The sequence below is a fragment of the Microterricola viridarii genome, from assembly GCF_900104895.1.
In the GTDB taxonomy this organism is placed as follows: Bacteria; Actinomycetota; Actinomycetes; order Actinomycetales; family Microbacteriaceae; genus Microterricola; species Microterricola viridarii.
This window is the reverse complement of record NZ_LT629742.1, coordinates 901,475-916,205: the sequence shown is the minus strand read 5'-3', so window position 1 is coordinate 916,205 and position 14,731 is coordinate 901,475. Positions and strand designations below refer to the sequence as shown.

Below are 14,731 nucleotides of genomic sequence, written 5' to 3'. Positions count from 1 at the left end.
GAGGGGCACGGGAGCCGCACGCTGGCTGGAGGGAGCGCCAGCGACCGAAGCCAACATCGTTGAGCGGTCCCAGAAAGCTGAGGACCGTTGCCCCGCTGAGCGTGTGAGGGCAGCCGGGCGACCCAGCGCCCGAGCTCTCCGGACGCCGGTGCCGGCTGGCGCGGCGGGCGCGCGGAGTGTGGGGATCTAGCCGATCGTGATGGCGGCGTTGTCGATCAGCCGCGTGGCGCCGACGCGGGCCGCGATGAGGGCGAGCGCCCGCCCGCGGTAGTGCTCGTCGACGGGCAGGAACGTGTCCGGGTCGACGACGACGAGGTAGTCCAGCGTGACCTCGTCGTGGTCGCCGAAGCTGGCCGTCGCCTCGGCGAGCAGTTCGACGAGGCCCTCGCCCGCCGCGGCATCCGCGGCCTGCAGCGCCGCGCTCAGCGACAGCGCGGCCTGCCGGGCGCCCGCGTCGAGGAAGCGGTTGCGGCTGGAGAGGGCCAGCCCGTCGGCCTCGCGCACGGTCGGGACGACCTCGAGGTCGAGCGGCAGGTTGAGGTCGGCGAGCATGCGGCGCACGAGGAAGACCTGCTGGGCGTCCTTCTGGCCGAACAGCGCCACGTCGGGGCCGACGATGTTGAACAGCTTCGCCACCACGGTGAGCATGCCGTCGAAGTGGCCGGGCCGGGTCGCGCCCTCGAGCAGGGTGCCGACGTGGCCGGCGGTCACCCGGGTCTCGCTCTCGCCGCTCGGGTACATCTCGCGTGCAGCGGGGGCGAAGACGAAGTCGACGCCCTCGGCGGCGAGCAGTTCCCTGTCGGCGTCGAGCGTGCGCGGGTAGGCGTCGAGGTCCTCCCCCGCGCCGAACTGCAGTGGGTTGACGAAGATCGACACGACCACGACATCGGCCAGCTCGCGGGCGCGGCGCACCAGGGTGAGGTGCCCCTCGTGCAGGGCGCCCATCGTGGGCACGAGGGCGACGGTCAATCCCCCCGCCCGCTTCCGCTCGAGTGCCGCGCGGGTGGCGCAGACGGTGGTCAACAGCTGCGGGGCGGTCACGCCTGCTCCTCTGGGTCGTCGTTTTCGTAGTACTGGCTGCTCGGGAATGCCTCGTCGAGCAGCTCGCGGGACGGCTCGGCGCCCCCGCTTTGCGCCAGAGCGCGCTCGACGGCCGAGCGCACGAGCGGCGCGAGCACGGCGCCCGGTGCCTCGACGCCGATTCCGGCCAGGATGCCGGCGGCCTGCTCGACGATGGCGGTGGAGAATGACACGGCGGTGTCGATGGCCTCGGCGTAGCCGGCGCGGTCCGCCTCGGCGATCACGAGCGGCTCGCCGCCCATCTCGACGACGAGGGCCTGCCCGATCGGGAGCACGGGGGCAGGCGCGGTCACCGCGAACCAGGTGCCGGCCAGCCGGGCGAGGTCGAGGCTGGTGCCGGTGAAGGTCATCGCCGGGTGCAGGGCGAGCGGGATCGCGCCGGCGGCGAGGGCCGGGCGCAGCACGCCGATGCCGTACCGGGCTGCCGTGTGCAGCACGAGCTGGCCCGGCTGCCAGGCGCCGCGGGCGGCGAGGCCGGCGACGAGCGGCTCGAGCTCGGCATCCGGCACCGCCAGGATCACGAGTTCGCTGCGCTCGACAAGCACGTCGACGTCCAGGATCGGCGCCCCGGGCAGGATGGTCTCCGCCCGCTCCTTGCTCTCGGCGGAGATCGCCGAGATGCCGACGATCGCGTGCCCGGCTCCGGCGAGGGCGGCGCCGAGGATCGGCCCGACCTTGCCCGCGCCGACGATGCCGACGCCGAGTCGGCCCGCACGTTGCCCGGTCATCAGAAAGCCTCCTGTGGGGTGCCCCAGTGGTGGCTGGTGTCGCTGGCACCGGATGCCACGGCGCCGGCCGCGAGCTGTTCGAACAATTCGGCCGAGACGGCGCGGTCGATGACGCCGAGCCGGGCGGAGACCGGCCCGGCAACGGTGTGCAGCTGCACGCCGCCAAGGCCCAGCCGGCGCTGGATCGGCCCCTGCGAGGCTCCGACGCTCTGCACCCGGGCGAAGGGCACGAGGGTGAGCTCGCGGGAGATCACTCCGCGGCGCAGCAGCACGGTGCTCGCGGTGAGTGCGAAGCCGGTGCGGCGCCAGGAGAACGGCCGCAGCCAGGCGGCCCGGCTCGGCGCGTTCGTGTAGCCGTCGGCGCCGCCCTTCGAGGTGAGGCCGCGCTCGATGAGCGACGGCGTCGCCGCCACCGGGGCGACGGGCGCGGCGCCGGGCAGGCCGTCGGGGACACCGTCTGGTGCGCCGCCGGGCGCACCGTGGGGTGCACCGTCGGGTGCACCGACTCCAGCGGGCGGCACCGTACCCGCCGTCACCGCGAGCGCGGGCGCCGCGGCATCCGCCGGCTCGGGCTGCAGCCCGGCCCCGGGCAGCAGCAGGGCCAGCACGCGCTCGACGTCGTCGATGCGGCCGACCGGCAGCACCGTGGTGTTGGAGGCGTTCTGCCCGTTCTGCTGGGAGCGCCCGGCGGTGTTGATGCGGATCGTCCACCAGCCGAACGGCCGCCAGAGCAGCGGCTGGGTGACGGCGATGGCGTGCACGCGGCCGGGCGGGATCGTCTCGTTGCTGGTGGAGAGCAGGCCGAAGCCGACCCGCACGCCGTCCGGCGTTCCGGCGATCGTGTAGCGCAGCCCCTTGGTGAAGCGGTTGATGTAGAAGCTGGCGACACCGATCAGGGCGGGGATGAAGCTGAAGAGCATCCAGTACTGCTGGTTCGCGACGCCGATCGGCACCACGATGAACAGGGCGATGACCACGACGCTGAAGCCGCTGACCACGATGGAGGCGATCAGGCGCAGCGGCGGGATGTGCACCACCGACTCCGGCGGCGCGGCGTCCGGGTCCAGTTCGGGGGCGAGGAACTCGTTGGCGCGCTGGGTGACGAGGGCGCCGACGGATGCCGCGAGCCGGTGCCCGCCGTGGGCCCCCGCCTCGCCGTCTGGCCCCGCGTGCGGCGCCGTGTCGGGGTGCGCATCAGCAACGGCGGGAACGGCCGCTGTCCCCGCCGGTGCCACCGCCTGCGCGCCGGCACCGGCACCCTGACGCGCGCCAGAGGCGAGCCGCAGGATGTCGCGGCGCAGAGCGTCGGTGTGGCCGGATCCGAGGTAGGCCAGCTGGACGTTCGCGTCCTGGCCGGCGACGCCGACCTCGAGCTTGGCGGCGCCGAAGATGCGCGGCAGCACCGGCCGGTTGATGTTGACGCCCTGGATCCGGTCGAGGCGGGCCTTGCGGTTCGTGCGGAACAGGATGCCGCTGCGCACCTCGACGGCCTCCGGCGTCACCCGGAAGCTGTGCATCCGCCAGGACAGGTAGAAGCCGGCCATCACGAGCAGCAGCACGCCGAGCACGGCCAGCAGCGCCCAGCCGACCATGCCGCGGCGATAGATCTCGTCGAGGGGGTCGCCGCCGTAGGTGGGCACGCTGAAGAACAGCTCCAGCAGGCGCTCGCGCAGGTTGGCGATCACGATTCCCGTGATCGCGATCAGCGCGACGCCGCCCTTCAGCAGCGGGGTGGCCGGGTGCAGCCGGTGCCACTCCCCGTCGGCGAGGCTCGTCTCCACAGCTCGCACCGCCCCGGGTTGGCCGGGCAGCGGGTCCTGCAGCGGACCCTGCGCCGGGCCCTGGGTCATGCTCACAGCCCCGCCCGGCGGCTCTCGGCCAACGCGACCAGCCGGTCGCGCAGCTCCTCCGCCTCCTCCAGGGGCAGGCCGGGGATCACGACGCCGGTGGCGGCGGCCGCGGTGACGAACTTGAGCTCGGCCAGACCGAGCGCGCGGGCGATGGGGCTTCGCGTGATGTCGACGAGCTGCATGCGCCCGTAGGGCACCGACACGAAGCGCTGGAACATGATGCCGCGGCGGAACAGCAGGTCGTCGGCCCGCAGCTGGTAGCCGATGGAGCGCACCCGGCGCGGCTCGATCACGAGCGTGACCAGGAAGATCACGATGAGGCCGATGAGCACCCAGAGCGCCCACTGCTGGCCCCCGAGGATCCACACGGCGGCGGCTCCCGCACAGAACAGCAGTCCGCCGAACAGCGTGCCGACGACCTCGACGAGGAGGTACTTCGGCGAGACCCGGTGCCACACGGTGGGGTCGCCGAGGTCGAGGCGGCCGGGGGCCGGGGCGGCGTCCGCGGCGGCATCCGGCTCCGGGGCCGGGGCAACCGGTGCGGCCGGCGCTCCGGCGGGTGTCGTGGGGGCGGCATCCGTCATCGGCTCGGTCATGGCATCTCTCTCATCGGACGCGGGCATGGCGGCCCTACGCTTTCTCGGTGTCGGGGTCGTGCTTGTCTGGCGGCAGCGTGCAGAAGTGCTCGGCGACGAGCCCGGCGACGAGCAGCAGGGTGCCGCCCGCCGCGGTGGCGATCGCCATCCAGAGGGTCGCGGCAGGCGGCGTGCTCTGCCTGCTGAGCAGGTAGACGAGCAGGCCGAGCCCCGCCCCGCCGAGCAGCGCGCCGGAGAGGCTGGAGGCCTTGGCCAGCACCGCCACGCGCAGTGCCCGGAACGGGTCGACGTGGGTGCTGACGGTGGCCTTGACGGCTCGGCGGATCGGCCAGGCCAGCGCGACGACGACCACGCCGAGGGCGACGAGCGTCAGGGCCAGCGTGATCGGGGGCACGATGATCGGGCGACCGGATGACGCGATCGCCAGCTCGGCCAGGAAGGCGAGCACCGTGCCGCCGAGCGCCAGCAACGCCAGCGTCGCCGGGGCGGTGCGTCTCATCGCGGGGCCCCGGAGTCGGGCGCCTGGCCGTCGGCCTGCGAGGCGGGCAGTGCGTCGACTCGGCCGTGGCCGGGCAGGGTGGCGTCCGGGTCGAGCTCGAGCCAGGGCACCAGCACGAAGTCGCGCTCCGCCGCGCGCGGGTGCGGCAGGGTGAGGCGCTCGTCGCTCTGCTCCAGCTCGCCATAGCTGATCAGGTCGAGGTCGAGGGTGCGGTCGCCCCAGTGCTCCGTGCGCTGGCGGCCGTGCTCGTTCTCGATGGCGTTGAGGGCGTCGAGCAGAGCGTGCGGGGTGAGGCTGGTGAGCACCGTCACCACGCCGTTGAGGTAGGCGGGGGCGTCGTGGTCGACACCGTGCGGCTTGAGCGCGGGGGTCTCGATCAGAGCGGAGACGCCGGTGAGCTCGGTGCCGGGGAGCTCGGCGATGGCCACGACGGCTTGGCTCAACGTCTCGTCGCGGTCGCCGAGGTTGGCGCCGAGGGCGATGACGGCCGGCTGCATGGACTGGTCGGCGGTGCTCATGAGCGCTCCCGGGTGATCGTGACGGAGACGTCGTCGAAGGGCACCGTGATCGGTGCGTCTGGTTTGTGCAGGGTCACCCGCACGCGCTGGGCGGCCGGGTGGGCGAGCACGGTCGCGGCGATGCGCTCGACAACCGTCTCGATGAGGTCGACGGGGTCGCGCTGCACCGCGGCGGCGACCTCCTCGGCGAGCACGCCGTAGTGGATGGTGGCGGCAAGCTCGTCGCCGGCGGCGGCCGCGGCGAAGTCCAGCCACACGGTCACGTCGGCAACGAAGGCCTGGCCGTTCTCCCGCTCGAAGTCAAAGACGCCGTGGTGGGCCTGCACGCGCAGCCCGGTCAGCGTGATGTGGTCGCGCGCCGCCCAGTCCACGACGGCGGTGGGGGCGTCAGGGCTCTGGCGAACCGAATTGAGATCAGGCACGTGCTCCACCTTGCCACGAAGCGAGCACGTCGAGGGCAACCCGCGTGCCCGCCACGTCGTGCACGCGCAACGCCCACGCCCCCTGCTGCGCGGAAAGCGCGCTCACCACGGCGGTCGCCAGGTCGCGCTCGGCGGGCGCGGTGCCGTCCGGCAGCAGCTCCCCGAGGAACCGCTTGCGCGAGGCGCCGACCAGCACGGGGTAGCCGAGTGCCCGCAGCTCGCCGAGTCGGCCGAGCAGCGCCCAGTTGTGCGCGGCGGTCTTGGCGAAGCCGAGCCCGGGGTCGAGGATCAGCTTGTCGGCGGCGACGCCGGCCGCCTTCATCACGTCGACGCGCGCGGTGAGCTCGGCGCAGACCTCGGCGACCACGTCGCCGTACTGCGCGAGCTGCTGCATGGTGTCGGCGTGTGCGCGCCAGTGCATGGCGACGTAGTGCAGGCCGCTCGCGGCAACGGCGTCGGCCATCGCCGGGTCGGCCAGCCCGCCCGAGACGTCGTTGATGATCAGCGCGCCAGCGGCCGCGGAGGCGAGCGCGGTCGAGGCGTTCATGGTGTCGACGCTCACCGCGATGCCGGCGGCGGCCAGGGCGGCAACGACGGGGACGACGCGCTCCTGCTCTGCCCCCGGGTCAACGCGCGGGGCGCCCGGCCTCGTCGACTCCCCGCCGACGTCGATGATGTCGGCGCCGGATGCCACCAGCTGCCGCGCGTGGGCGACGGCCGCGCTCGGCTCGGCCCAGCGCCCGCCGTCGCTGAAGGAGTCCGGTGTGACGTTGACGATGCCCATGACGAGCGGTGCGGCATCCGGCCGGTCAAACAAGGCGTGGCTGGAAGGCGTGCTGGCGGGGAGCGCCGGGTCAGACACCGTGCCCGCCCGATGCGATCAGCGCCATCAGCTCGGCGCGGGCGGCGGGCTCTGCGAGCTCGCCGCGGCTGGCGATCGTGACCGTGGAGCTGGAGGCCTGCCGGGAGCCGCGGGCGACGACGCAGCGGTGCACGGCGTCGAGCACGACGAGCACGCCGCGGGGGTCGAGCCCCTCCTGCAGCGCGTCGGCGATCTCCTCGGTCAGCCGCTCCTGCAGCTGTGGCCGGGCGGAGAGGGTGTCGACGACGGCCGGCAGCCTGCCGAGGCCGACGACGCGGTCGCTCGGCAGGTAGGCGATGTGCACGACGCCGACGAAGGGCAGCAGGTGGTGCTCGCAGACCGAGCGGAAGTCGATGCCGCGCAGCAGCACGGCGTCGCTGGTCTGGGGCGCCCCGTCCACGTCGGCGCCGATCGGCACCGAGTCCCGCAGGTGCTCCAGCGGGTCCTGGGTCAGGCCGCCGAAGAACTCCGCGTAGGCGTCGGCCACGCGGGCCGGCGTCCTGGCCAGGCCCGGGCGGGCCGGGTCCTCACCGATCGCGAGGATGATCTCGTTCACGGCTGCCTCGATGCGAGCCCGGTCGACTCCGCTCACGAGCGCCGCCTACGCCGTGGCCGGGCGGGGGTTGATCGTCGGGGTGCGCCCGGGAGCGGGCTCCGGGCCCACGTCGCCCGACTCAACGCCGCCGTCGGTCGCCCCGGGGTTCACCGGGGAGGTGAGCACGGGGAAGTCGATCGGGGGGCGCTCGGAAAGCGGCCGCTTGTCGCTGGAGAGCCACTGCGGGCGCTCGGCCAGCTTCTTCACGTCCTTGAAGATCTCGGCGATCTGGTTGTGGTCGAGCGTCTCCTTCTCCAGCAGCTCGGCGGCCAGGCGGTCCAGGATGTCGCGGTTCTCGTTCAGAACCTCCCAGGCCTCGTCGTGCGCCTGCTCGATGAGCGCGCGCACCTCCTGGTCGACACGCTCTGCGATGCGCTCGGAGTAGTCGCGCTGGTGACCCATGTCACGGCCGAGGAACATCTCGCCGCTCGACTGGCCGAGCTTGACCGCTCCGACGTCGGTGCTCATGCCGTACTCGGTGACCATCTTGCGCGCGGTGGCGGTGGCCTTCTCGATGTCGTTGGAGGCACCCGTCGTCGGGTCGTGGAAGACGATCTCCTCGGCGACGCGGCCGCCCATGGCGTAGGTCAGCTGGTCGAGCAGCTCGTTGCGGGTGATCGAGTACTTGTCCTCGAGCGGCATCACCATCGTGTAGCCGAGGGCGCGGCCGCGCGGCAGGATCGTGATCTTGGTGACCGGGTCCGTGTAGTTCATGGCCGCGGCGGCGAGGGCGTGCCCGCCCTCGTGGTAGGCCGTGATCAGCTTTTCCTTGTCCTTCATGACGCGAGTGCGGCGCTGCGGGCCGGCCACGACGCGGTCGATCGCCTCGTCGAGGGCGCGGTTGTCGATCAGCTGGGCGTGCGAGCGCGCGGTGAGCAGCGCGGCCTCGTTCAGCACGTTGGCGAGGTCTGCACCGGTGAAGCCGGGCGTCTTGCGCGCGACGACCTCGAGGTCGACGCCCTTCGCGAGCGGCTTGCCCTTGCCGTGCACCTCGAGGATCTTCTTGCGGCCGAGCATGTCGGGGGCGTCGACGCCGATCTGGCGGTCGAAGCGTCCGGGGCGCAGCAGCGCCGGGTCCAGGATGTCGGGGCGGTTCGTGGCCGCGATCAGGATGACGTTCGCCTTGGGGTCGAAGCCGTCCATCTCGACGAGCAGCTGGTTCAGCGTCTGCTCGCGCTCGTCGTGGCCGCCGCCCATGCCGGCGCCGCGGTGGCGTCCGACGGCGTCGATCTCGTCGACGAAGATGATGGCCGGGGCGTTCTCCTTCGCCTGCTGGAACAGGTCGCGCACACGGCTGGCGCCGACACCGACGAACATCTCGACGAAGTCAGAACCGGAGATCGAGTAGAACGGCACGCCGGCCTCACCCGCGACGGCGCGGGCGAGCAGGGTCTTGCCGGTGCCGGGAGGGCCGTAGAGCAGCACACCCTTGGGGATGCGCGCGCCGACGGCCTGGAAGCGGGCCGGGTCCTTGAGGAAGTCCTTGATCTCCTCGAGCTCCTCGATCGCCTCATCGGCGCCCGCGACGTCCTCGAAGGTGACCTTCGGGCTCTCCTTGGTGACGAGTTTGGCCTTGGACTTGCCGAACTGCATGACCTTGTTGCCGCCGCCCTGCATGCTGGAGAGCATCCACCAGAAGAACAGGCCGATGAGCAGGACGGGCAGCAGGATGCCGAGCAGGGAGAGCAGCCAGTTGGGCTGCGGGACCTCGTCGTCGAAGCCCTGCGGCGGGTCCGCCGCGGTGACCGCGTCGATGACCTCGGTGCCGCGCGGGGCGACGTAGTAGAACTGCACCTGGTCGCCGAGCTTCGGGTCGGCCTTGCTCAGCGTGAGGTCGACGCGTTGCTCGCCGTCGACGATCTTGGCGCTGGCGACCTTGCCGTCCTTCAGGAACGCGAGGCCCTCCTGCGTGGAGACCTCTCGGAACCCGGACATAGTGATCAGGCTGGACCCGATCCACACGGCAACAACCGCGAGCACGATGTAGAGCAGCGGACCGCGAAGAAGCTTCTTGACGTTCATGGTGCTGCAAGGCTACCGCGACCGCGCTGCACGATTGCCGCATGTTCGCTGCAGGCTCACCCTGTGCCCTGCGCGGCGGCCTCTGCGGCCCCCGGCGGCGGGTCGACACCCCACCAGAGTCGGGGGAAAGCGACAGGCCCCGGATGCCGCGCGATGCGGCGTCCGGGGCCCGGGGCCTCGCGCCCACGGAGTGGGCGAAGGCGCTAGCTGTAGATGTGCGGGGCGAGGATGCCGACGCTGCGCATGTTGCGGTACTGCTCGTTGTAGTCGAGGCCGTAGCCGACGACGAACTTGTTCGGGATGTCGAAGCCGAGGTACTTGACGTCGATGTCGACGCGGGCGGCCTCCGGCTTGCGCAGCAGGGCGCAGATCTCGACCGACTCCGGGCCGCGCGACTTGAGGTTGGAGATCAGCCAGCTGAGGGTCAGGCCGGAGTCAATGATGTCCTCGACGATGAGCACCTTGCGGCCGGTCAGGTCGCTGTCGAGGTCCTTGAGGATGCGCACGACACCGCTGGAGGTGGTGCCGGAGCCGTACGAGGAGACGGCCATCCAGTCCATGGTGACCTGCATGTTCAGCTCGCGGGCGAGGTCGGCCATCACCATGACGGCGCCCTTCAGGACGCCGACCAACAGCACGTTCTCGCCGGCGTAGTCGGCCTCGATCTGGCGGGCCAGCTCGGCCAGGCGGCCCTGGATCTGCTCCTCGGTCAGCAGGACTTCCTCGAGGTCACCGGCGATGTTGTGCGATTCCATGGACGTTCGATCCGTTCTGGCTTCGGCTGCGCCGAGGCCCTGCTGCTCTGTCATGCGGGGAGTAGTGCCGTGTGGCTTGGAGGTCTGGCTAGGCGGCCGTGAACACGAGCAGCCCAGCGCTCCTCTCAACCCTAACGCCTGGCAAGTTGAGAGCCTTCTGACCGTGCCAGTCGGTGACCAGCCTGGCCACCGCCAGCGTGTGCACGCGTTCGAGCGTGACGCCGAACTCGCTCTGCACCACGAAGCGGATGACGCGCTGCCGCAGGGCAGCCGGATTGGCCGCCAGCGCCGCGGCCGAGACGGCGATGCCCGCCTCCGCCGGCTCGCAGATCTCCTCGATGAACTCGAGCACCATCTCGTCGAGCGCGGCGGAATCCTCGCGCAGCTGCTCGGCGGTGCGGGCCAGCGCCTCGGCGATCCCGGGGCCGAGCTCGGCCTCCAGCACAGGCAGGACGGTGTCGCGCACCCGCACCCTGGCGTAGGCGGGGTCGGCGTTGTGCGGGTCCCGCCACGGCTCCAGACCGGCATCCGCGCAGAACTGCACGGTGTCGGCACGGCGGATGCCGAGCAGCGGGCGCAGGTACGGGCCGGTCTGCGTGGCCATGCCGTGCATGCTCGTCGGCCCGGAGCCGCGCGCCAACCCGAGCAGCACCGTCTCGGCTTGGTCGTCCAGGGTGTGCCCGAGCAGGATGCCGCTGGCGCCGGCCTCGGCCTGCAGCCGGGCGAACGCGGCGTAGCGGGCAGTGCGGGCCGCGGCCTCCATGCCCCCATCCTCGCCAACGGCGACCGTGACGACGTGCACGGGGTCGAGCCCGAGCCCGCGCGCCTGCTCGGCGGCCCGGGCAGCGATCGCGGCGGAGCCGTCCTGCAGCCCGTGGTCGATCACGACGGCGCCGGCGCGGAGCCCGGCCCGCGGCGCCTCGAAAGCGGTCGCGGCGGCCAGCGCCAGCGAGTCGGCGCCGCCGCTCAGGGCGACCAGCACGAGCGGGGAATCGGCGGCATCCGGCGCCTCAAACGCGGCGAGCAGCCCCTCGCGCACCGCCCTGCGGACGTCGGCAATGGCCGGGGTCAAACGGGGTCGGCGCAGGGATTCCATCAAGTAACCTTATTCCGGACTTTCCCCACTCGGGGTTTGCGCTGCATCCACACCCATTTCATGGATTCAAGGAGACCCCACCATGGCTGAGTACCTCGCCGTTATCGAGATTCCCAAGGGAAGCCGCAACAAGTACGAGGTCGACCACGAGACCGGTCGCGTCTTCCTCGACCGCGTGCTCTACACGACCTTCGTCTACCCGACCGACTACGGCTACTTCGAGAACACGCTGGGCCTGGACGGCGACCCCGTCGACGTGCTCGTGCTGCTCGACTACCCGCTGTTCCCGGGCGTCGGCGTCAAGGTTCGCCCGGTCGGCGTCTTCAACATGACCGATGACGGCGGCAGCGACGCCAAGGTCATCGCCGTCCCGGCCGGCGACCCGCGCTGGAACCACATCCAGGACGTCACCGACATCCCCGAGTTCCAGCGCAAGGAGATCGAGCACTTCTTCGAGCACTACAAGGACCTCGAGCCCGGCAAGTGGGTCAAGACCGAGGGCTGGGGCGACGCCGCCGAGGCCACCGCGATCATCGAGGCCGGAATCGTCGCCTTCCCCGGCCACTGATCACCGCCAGCACTCGCTGCTGAACGCAGAAGGGGCACGCCACATGGCGTGCCCCTTCTTGCGTCCCAGCCCGACGGGCCGGGCTGACTGCTCTGGGACGGGCGGATGCCGCGGCATCCGCCCGGCGTCTGGCTCTAGCCCGGGCGCCCCACGTACGACACCACGTCGCCCATGCCCCAGATGAAGTACTCGCGCACCGGCGCGTTCTCGTTCGGCGCCTCGACGATGCGGCCGTTGCCCAGGTAGATGGCCACGTGGTAGACATCGCCCGGGCGCCCCTCCCAGAAGATCAGGTCGCCGCGCTGCCGCTCGCTGAACGGCACGAGCCGCCCCTGGTTGCGCATCGTGTTGTACTGGGCGGTCGCACCGTGTGACCCGATGCCGATGCCGGCGGAGCCGTAGACCTTCATGGTGAGGCCGGAGCAGTCCCAGACGTCCGGGCCCGCACCGCCCAGCTGGTAGCGCTTGCCGGTCTGGCTGAGGGCGAAGGAGATCGCCTGCTCGACCGCGCTGGTGTTGCTCGGCGGCGACACGGGCGGCGGCACCACCGGGGGCACCACCGGCTGCTCGACGGGCGGGTTCACCGGCGGGTTCACTGGCGGGGTGACCGGAGTTGTCGGCGGCGTGACCGGGGTCGTGGGCGGGGTGGTCGGCTTGGGCGTCGAGCCTCCCCCGCTGCCGGTGCCGCCGTTTGAGCCACCGGCCGGCGGCGTGATCGGGGGCGCGACGGGCGGCGGGTTCTTCGCGGCCTCCTCGGCGCGCTCACCCTCGACCCTGGCGCGCTCGAGCTCGGCGGTGCTGTCCCGCAGCAGCGCGAGCTGGGCGTAGAGCTCGTCGGACTTCCGCTGCTCGGCGTCGTAGGCGTTGACCGCCACCTGGGCCGTGCTGTTGGCAGTGTCGAGCCGGCTCTGCGCCTCGGCGCTGAGCCGCTGGCGCTCCACTGTGGCCGCCGCGGCCTGGTCGGCGAGGGAGGCCGCGGTGTTGCTGTCCTGGATCGCCTCGCTGTAGATCTCGCGGGACTGCTCGCTCAGCTTGCTGGCGACGCCGAGCTGGCGCAGCAGGTCGTCGGCGCCGTCGCCCTGCAGGAACAGGTTGACCGACATGTCCTGGCCGCCGCTGCGTGCCAGGTGCGAGGCCAGCAGCCCGGCCCGCATCTTCGACGTCTCGGCCTTCTTGGCCGCGGCCGCCTGCTGCGACTTGAGCGTCTTCTCGCGCTCCGTCGCGGCGGTCAGCTGCTCCTGGTTGACCCGCCACGCCTCGGCGGCGACCATCGAGTCCTTCATCGCGGCATCCGCCGTCGCGCGCAACGCGTCGAGGAAGCCGGTCAGCTTGGCGATCTCGGCCTTCTTGGTGGCCTCGTTGTTCTTCGCGTTCTGCACGTCGCTCCACGACGGGTAGTCGGGGGCGGCGGAGACGGGTCCGACCAGGCCGACCGTCGCCGCGACGGCGCCGATCGTGACGGCGGAGAAGATCGTCGCGGGCTTCACCCTCGACAGCGGTCTGGTGCGCGGGTCAGCCAAGGGGAACCCCCCGGTCGGCCATGAACGGAACAGGGTTCACTCTGTTTCCTCCGATGTAGACCTCGAAATGCAGATGGCATCCGGTCGATGCCCCTGTCGTGCCCGAGCTGGCGATGTTCTGGCCGACCTCGACCCATTCGCCGACGCCGACGAAGCGGCCGCCGTCGCGGATGTGGGCGTAGCCGGTGCTCACGCCGCCGCCGTGGTCGATCTCGATCCAGTTGCCGTAGGTGCCGTTGCGGCCAGAGTAGGTGACGGTTCCGGAGGCCGCCGCGTAGATCGGGGCGGAGCAGCCGGTGCCGAGGTCAGTTCCACGGTGGGTGCTGTTCGAGCAGCCGCCGCTCGTGCAGATGCTCGGGCGAGGGCCGAAGTTGTCGGTGATGCGTCCGGATGCCGGCACGGCCCAGCCGTTGTTGATGTAGCCGCCGCCGAGCCCGGGCCCGGGGCCGCTGCCACCGCCGCCACCGCCCCCTCCGCCTGCCGCCGCTGCCGCTGCGGCCGCCGCGGCAGCCGCAGCCTCGGCGGCGATGCGCTGGCGCTCGCCCTCCTCGTAGGCAGCCGCCGTCTTGGCCTGCGTGTCCAGCATGAAAGCGAGCTGTGCGTCCAGCACGACGCTGCGGTCCTGCGACTCCTGCAGCGCGGCGTCTGCCGCCTGCTGCGCGGCGACGGCGACGGCGAGTGCAGCCTCGGCCTCGACGCGGAGCTTCTCCCGCTCGGCGGTCGCGATCTTGGCCTGGTCGCCGAGTGAGGCGGCCGTGTTCGTGGTGGTCTGCGCGCTGGCGTAGATGTCCGTGCTGCGCTCGACCATCTTGCTCATGCTGCCGAGGCGCGACAGCAGGCCGTCCGCGGCGTCGGCGCCGCCCTGGCCGCCGTCGAGGAACAGGTTGACGCTCAGGTCTCCCCCGCCGGAGCGGTAGAGCTGCGCGGCCAGCAGGCCGGCCTGCTTCGTCGCGGCATCGGCGGTGGCCTTGCTGGCGTCGGCCTGCTCCTGCAGAGCAGCGGCGCGCTCGGCCGCATCGTCGTACTTGTTCTTGGCGGCGAGCAACTCCTCGCTGCGCTTGTCCGACTCCGCCTGGGCGGTCTGCGCCGCGGCGTCCAGCTCAACGATCAGCGAGCGGATGTTGTCGACCGCCTGCTGCGCGGAGGCCGAATTGGCCTTGGCCGCCTGGACGTCCTCCCAGCTCGGGAAGCCCGCCGCGGCGGCGGGCCCGCCGAGGGCCAGCGTCGCAGCGAGGGCGACCGCGAGGCCCGCGCCGATCTTGGAGCGGAGAGCGTGCCGCGTGCGGCCCCGTCCTCGTGCGGCGCGGCCGCGATCGTGGTCCTGGTCTGTGCGCTTCATCTCTCCCCCGTTCGAGAGTCCCGAAACCCTCGACAAGTAACTTCCGTCACAGCGGTAGCACTGGCAACTCTGACAACAGTAACAACTCGGTTCGGCGAGCGTGCGGAAGCGCACACTGCGCAGTCACGGCGAGACTAGCCCGGAGAAGGGCCGAAACTGGGGAGATTTGAGGCCGTGGCGGCAACTTCGACGCGCGTGAGACACGCCCGGGCGCAGCCGTTTTTGCGCCGGCCCGAAATCCACGTATGCTTATGCCTCGGTTGTCCTGCACTTCAAGACAA

At 71.9% G+C, this 14,731-nt stretch carries 15 protein-coding genes; 1 reads left to right on the top strand and 14 read right to left on the bottom strand.

The window, feature by feature from the left end; genetic code table 11:
* Positions 1 to 186: 186 nt before the first annotated feature.
* The 12 genes from panC to tilS form a co-directional block, all read right to left on the bottom strand.
* Positions 187 to 1,041: a pantoate--beta-alanine ligase gene (gene panC, locus BLT62_RS04195; protein ID WP_083362939.1), complete on the bottom strand. Its 855-nt coding sequence runs from the start codon at positions 1,039 to 1,041 to the stop codon at positions 187 to 189.
* Positions 1,038 to 1,808 carry a Rossmann-like and DUF2520 domain-containing protein gene (locus tag BLT62_RS04190; protein WP_083362938.1) on the bottom strand — a complete coding sequence of 257 codons (771 nt, stop codon included), beginning with the start codon at positions 1,806 to 1,808 and terminating at the stop codon, positions 1,038 to 1,040. Before BLT62_RS04190 ends, panC begins: the two co-directional genes overlap by 4 nt.
* On the bottom strand, positions 1,808 to 3,658 hold the full coding sequence (locus tag BLT62_RS04185; protein ID WP_083362937.1) for a PH domain-containing protein: 1,851 nt from the start codon (positions 3,656 to 3,658) through the stop codon (positions 1,808 to 1,810). Before BLT62_RS04185 ends, BLT62_RS04190 begins: the two co-directional genes overlap by 1 nt.
* Positions 3,659 to 3,660: 2 nt before the next feature.
* Positions 3,661 to 4,254 (bottom strand): PH domain-containing protein, encoded by a 594-nt coding sequence (locus BLT62_RS04180; RefSeq protein WP_231919336.1) that lies wholly within the window; start codon positions 4,252 to 4,254, stop codon positions 3,661 to 3,663.
* Positions 4,255 to 4,288: 34 nt separating this feature from the next.
* Positions 4,289 to 4,753, bottom strand: coding sequence for a DUF3180 family protein (locus BLT62_RS04175; protein ID WP_083362936.1), 465 nt, complete (start codon positions 4,751 to 4,753; stop codon positions 4,289 to 4,291).
* Positions 4,750 to 5,271: a 2-amino-4-hydroxy-6-hydroxymethyldihydropteridine diphosphokinase gene (gene folK, locus BLT62_RS04170; protein WP_083362935.1), complete on the bottom strand. Its 522-nt coding sequence runs from the start codon at positions 5,269 to 5,271 to the stop codon at positions 4,750 to 4,752. The genes BLT62_RS04175 and folK overlap by 4 nt, the downstream gene beginning before the upstream one ends.
* Positions 5,268 to 5,693: a dihydroneopterin aldolase gene (folB, locus tag BLT62_RS04165; RefSeq protein ID WP_231919335.1), complete on the bottom strand. Its 426-nt coding sequence runs from the start codon at positions 5,691 to 5,693 to the stop codon at positions 5,268 to 5,270. The genes folK and folB overlap by 4 nt, the downstream gene beginning before the upstream one ends.
* Entirely contained in the window at positions 5,686 to 6,477 is a 792-nt protein-coding gene (gene folP, locus BLT62_RS04160; protein WP_083362934.1) for a dihydropteroate synthase, read from the bottom strand. The genes folB and folP overlap by 8 nt, the downstream gene beginning before the upstream one ends.
* Before the next feature lie 70 nt (positions 6,478 to 6,547).
* The gene (folE, locus tag BLT62_RS04155; RefSeq protein WP_083362933.1) at positions 6,548 to 7,147 is read right to left on the bottom strand and encodes a GTP cyclohydrolase I; all 600 of its coding nucleotides are present in this window, start codon (positions 7,145 to 7,147) and stop codon (positions 6,548 to 6,550) included.
* A 9-nt stretch (positions 7,148 to 7,156) separates the two neighbouring features.
* On the bottom strand, positions 7,157 to 9,172 hold the full coding sequence (gene ftsH, locus BLT62_RS04150; protein WP_083362932.1) for an ATP-dependent zinc metalloprotease FtsH: 2,016 nt from the start codon (positions 9,170 to 9,172) through the stop codon (positions 7,157 to 7,159).
* A 203-nt stretch (positions 9,173 to 9,375) separates the two neighbouring features.
* Positions 9,376 to 9,927: a hypoxanthine phosphoribosyltransferase gene (hpt, locus tag BLT62_RS04145; RefSeq protein WP_083362931.1), complete on the bottom strand. Its 552-nt coding sequence runs from the start codon at positions 9,925 to 9,927 to the stop codon at positions 9,376 to 9,378.
* A gap of 88 nt (positions 9,928 to 10,015) precedes the next feature.
* Entirely contained in the window at positions 10,016 to 11,023 is a 1,008-nt protein-coding gene (gene tilS, locus BLT62_RS04140) for a tRNA lysidine(34) synthetase TilS (RefSeq protein WP_083362930.1), read from the bottom strand.
* 82 nt (positions 11,024 to 11,105) lie between these two features.
* On the opposite strand from tilS, the gene ppa reads away from it, so the two are divergent.
* A complete protein-coding gene (gene ppa / locus BLT62_RS04135; protein WP_067225426.1) occupies positions 11,106 to 11,591 on the top strand; it encodes an inorganic diphosphatase in 486 nt (161 codons plus the stop codon).
* 134 nt (positions 11,592 to 11,725) lie between these two features.
* Here the strand turns inward: ppa and BLT62_RS04130 are convergent, their stop codons facing one another.
* On the bottom strand, positions 11,726 to 13,111 hold the full coding sequence (locus BLT62_RS04130) for a C40 family peptidase (RefSeq protein WP_156786235.1): 1,386 nt from the start codon (positions 13,109 to 13,111) through the stop codon (positions 11,726 to 11,728).
* Entirely contained in the window at positions 13,104 to 14,450 is a 1,347-nt protein-coding gene (locus BLT62_RS04125) for a M23 family metallopeptidase (RefSeq protein WP_083362928.1), read from the bottom strand. The genes BLT62_RS04130 and BLT62_RS04125 overlap by 8 nt, the downstream gene beginning before the upstream one ends.
* Positions 14,451 to 14,731: the final 281 nt, after the last annotated feature.